A 3,455-nucleotide genomic window follows, 5' to 3' on the forward strand; every position below is an offset into this window, starting at 1 on the left:
TTGCTAACAACGGCTATAAGCAATTGGGGTGAAAGTGATAAAACAAAAGTATAAACATATAACAAAGGTCGGTGCTTAACCGAAAGTTAGTGCTTAAAATCCCCAACTGCTCATAGCCCAACCGTTGTGCGTCATACTAAACAAAACTTCCGTAATTAATTCCAATTAACCTTAAATGCTAACTATAGTCTGTTGAATAATCATTTTAATTGAGATAACTTTGCATACTTTAATTAGCAATGGATTCTAAACAAGATATACTGATAAAATTTGGGGAAAGAGTTCGAGAAATACGAAAAGAAAAAGGTCTCTCTCAAGAGGTATTGGCTCATAAAGCTGATTTACATAGAACTTATATCGGTATGATTGAGAGAGCTGAAAAAAATATTACTCTCCTCAACATTAAGAAAATTGCTAATGCTTTAGAAATAAGTATTAAAGATATATTCAATGGCATCACCATATAACAACCAAGAAGAAGAGAACTGGAAAAAAATAACGGAAAAATTAATAGAAGAACATCCATTATCTAAAAAACAAATAGTAGATGCAGTGCTAACTTCATGGAAACAGATATTCCAGTCTAAAATTGGACCTCTTTCAATAGGTAAGCAAATTTTTCCAACACCTCAAATTATGAGTAATATTATTCATGAACTTATACCCTACAATTTAGCAGAAAATGTTGGTTCTGATTATCGTGTTGGTATTACAAAAACAGAAAAGGATATTGTTTACGAACCTAACGCTACATACTCAGTAGAAGTAAAAGCGTCTAGTAGTAAAAATGATATTTATGCTAATCGTAGTTACGCACAACCATCTTTAGACTCAGATACAAAAGATAAAAACGGTTTCTATATAGGAGTCAATTTTGAAAAGTTTCAAATACTAGAGGATGGAGAGTATAGAAAGGTAGAATTTGATAATGAAGGAAATATAATATACCCAAAAATTACTCAAATTAAGTTTGGTTACTTAGAACATACTGACTGGATTCCACAAGCATCTGCAAAAGGACAACAGGCGAGATTAACGAAAGAATCTAAAAAATTTAAATTAATAACACTCCATCCTTAAAATAAAGATGGAGTGTTTTCTTTTATCTTAATTTCTTTAACTGTATTGTCTAAACGTTTTGCTATTGTTTCACAATATTCTTCATTAAGCTCAAAACCAATAGAATAGCGATTATTAAGCATAGCAACACGAGAAGTAGTTCCACTTCCCATAAAAGGGTCTAAAATCAATTCATCTTCATTAGTAAAGCCAAGAATAGCACGTTCAATTAACTCTTCTGGAAACTGTGCGGGATGAGGCATTCTTTCTACGGAAGACCTGTTTTTACCAGAAGTAACTTTCGCTATTTCCCAAACATCTGAAGGATTCTTTCCTAATGGATTACAGCGTAATTTACCATTTTTCTTTTGATTAGGATACTTAACATTTGGGTCTCTTATCTGGTCTAAGTTGAAAGTATAATCTTTTTCATTTTTTATATACCACAGAACCTTTTCATTTCTAGGTGACAAATAATTTCTACAAGCTACACCTGCACCATAATTCCATATAATTTCTTGTGTAAGATAAAAAGGAATTTTATCCCAAAGTAAATAAGAGATGGGTACCGCACGTCCTTTACCTTCTACTTTTAAATAACCTACATTAAAAATAAAAGAACCGTTATTTGTAGTAATCTGATGTATTTGATTAATAATTCCAGTAATCCATCCGACATATTCTTCAATTGCTAATATCTTTTCATACTCTTTTCCTATATTATATGGTGGACTAGTGATAGTTGAGTTTATTTCAATATTACTTGCTATTAGTTTATTTAAAGCTTCAACACAATCCGTATTATAGATTATAGCCTTATCATTTTCATAATAAGGAGTACCTAGAACACTTTTTATTTTATCAAACATATTAACGCTAATTATAGTATGCAAATTTATAAACAATAATTTAGAAATCCAAATGTAAAAATAGTAAAAAGTACGAACGCACAACACAGGCTATATGTAATGCGGGTTAAATTATTAAAATCAAAGGGTGTGCTTCTAACGAAATATTGTATATTAGTCCAAAGTTTCGGCTTCTGTATCCCGCACTAAATATAGCCCCAACCGTTAGGCACAAGCTGAAAAAAAAATGACAGATAGTTCAATTAAAGACCTTTATCTACACGATGAATTAAGAGCTTCATTTAAGTTGATTAAACTTGGTTTCGGAGAGTTTCAAAATTTAGATTCTATAAATGATTTTTACCACTTACCATTTCAGCTTCTTTCAAGTGGATTAGAAAGGCTTATGAAATGTTTTATTTGTTTAGGCTATTATGAAATTCATAATGAATATCCTGACAGTAAATATTTAAAAAAATGTGGAGGGAGAAACGGACACGATTTAAATGAACTTAAAAACAACATTCTTTCTAATTACTTTAAAAACAGAGAAATACCTGCACTAAAAATTGATGAGAAATTTTTAAAAGAAGATAGTGATTTAAAAGAATTAATCTATCTGCTATCAGAATTTGGAAAATACGCTAGATACCATAATCTGAATATTATTACATCAGCATCAAAACCAAGTATTGATGTCAAAAGACTTTGGGAAAAATACGAAACTGATATTGTCCTTGCTGATTCAAGTTTATTAGAGAAATTATCTGATTTTGAATATGAAAAAGAAGTTCACTCATATGTAACACAATTTATTATAAGTAAACTCGAAATATTTGTTCGTGGAATTAGCAGACAATTTACGCTTGGTCAATTGGGAAAAAAAGCACAACAATTCTCAACAGTATATTACGATTTTATTTTGCTTAAAGATGATAAAATAGGAACGATAGATTATAGAAAAGATACAACACGATTTAAACAAAAAGAAAAAAAGACATATAAAAGAACCGCAATAGATAATATTAATAGAAAAATCAATCCAGATATTAAGTTTAAAAAGATATTAAAAGATGATTTTGTTGGAGAATGGCCTTTTTATGCAGAAGAAGTTATAATTGAATGTAGACAAAAATATTGGTGTACTATTGAAATTGACGGAATTGATTATGCTTTGAATGGCTCTGCTTCTGACCGATATAAATTAGACTCTGTCATCGATGCTGGAATGTCAATTAGAGGAAAATCGATTGGTCCATTTATAAATATGGCATTAGAACTAAACGAAAAATAAAGCCAGTGCCTAACACCGTATATAATTTATTGCTTGGTTCTAGTCTACTTACGAAAATCCTCGCGGATTTTCTATTCGGTTTTTATTTGCTAAATTACGTTCTAAACCACGCAACAAACCATATACAAACACGTTGGGGCGTAATTTTCCTGCTACATCTGAAAATTTGTGTTTTTACCAAAATTTGGTATATTTGAGCAAATTAAAAATAGGAATGAAAAATACATCAATATCGTTAGGAAATTATTTTGACC

4 protein-coding genes are annotated in these 3,455 nt (G+C 30.2%); 3 read left to right on the plus strand and 1 reads right to left on the minus strand.

Going from position 1 to position 3,455, the window contains the following annotated elements:
* The first annotated feature begins 239 nt into the window (after positions 1 to 239).
* Both AB2B44_RS10510 and AB2B44_RS10515 read left to right on the plus strand, forming a co-directional pair.
* Positions 240 to 467 carry a helix-turn-helix domain-containing protein gene (locus AB2B44_RS10510; RefSeq protein ID WP_369049540.1) on the plus strand — a complete coding sequence of 76 codons (228 nt, stop codon included), beginning with the start codon at positions 240 to 242 and terminating at the stop codon, positions 465 to 467.
* The gene (locus AB2B44_RS10515) at positions 451 to 1,080 is read left to right on the plus strand and encodes a ScaI family restriction endonuclease (protein ID WP_369049541.1); all 630 of its coding nucleotides are present in this window, start codon (positions 451 to 453) and stop codon (positions 1,078 to 1,080) included. Before AB2B44_RS10510 ends, AB2B44_RS10515 begins: the two co-directional genes overlap by 17 nt.
* Here AB2B44_RS10515 and AB2B44_RS10520 read toward each other — a convergent pair.
* Positions 1,077 to 1,952, minus strand: coding sequence for a site-specific DNA-methyltransferase (locus tag AB2B44_RS10520; protein WP_369049542.1), 876 nt, complete (start codon positions 1,950 to 1,952; stop codon positions 1,077 to 1,079). The genes AB2B44_RS10515 and AB2B44_RS10520 overlap by 4 nt on opposite strands.
* 202 nt (positions 1,953 to 2,154) lie before the next feature.
* Here AB2B44_RS10520 and AB2B44_RS10525 point away from each other — a divergent pair, with 202 nt between their 5' ends.
* Positions 2,155 to 3,201: a hypothetical protein gene (locus tag AB2B44_RS10525; RefSeq protein WP_369049543.1), complete on the plus strand. Its 1,047-nt coding sequence runs from the start codon at positions 2,155 to 2,157 to the stop codon at positions 3,199 to 3,201.
* Positions 3,202 to 3,455: the final 254 nt, after the last annotated feature.

It is taken from the genome of Tenacibaculum sp. UWU-22 (assembly GCF_041021355.1).
Classification (GTDB): domain Bacteria; phylum Bacteroidota; class Bacteroidia; order Flavobacteriales; family Flavobacteriaceae; genus Polaribacter.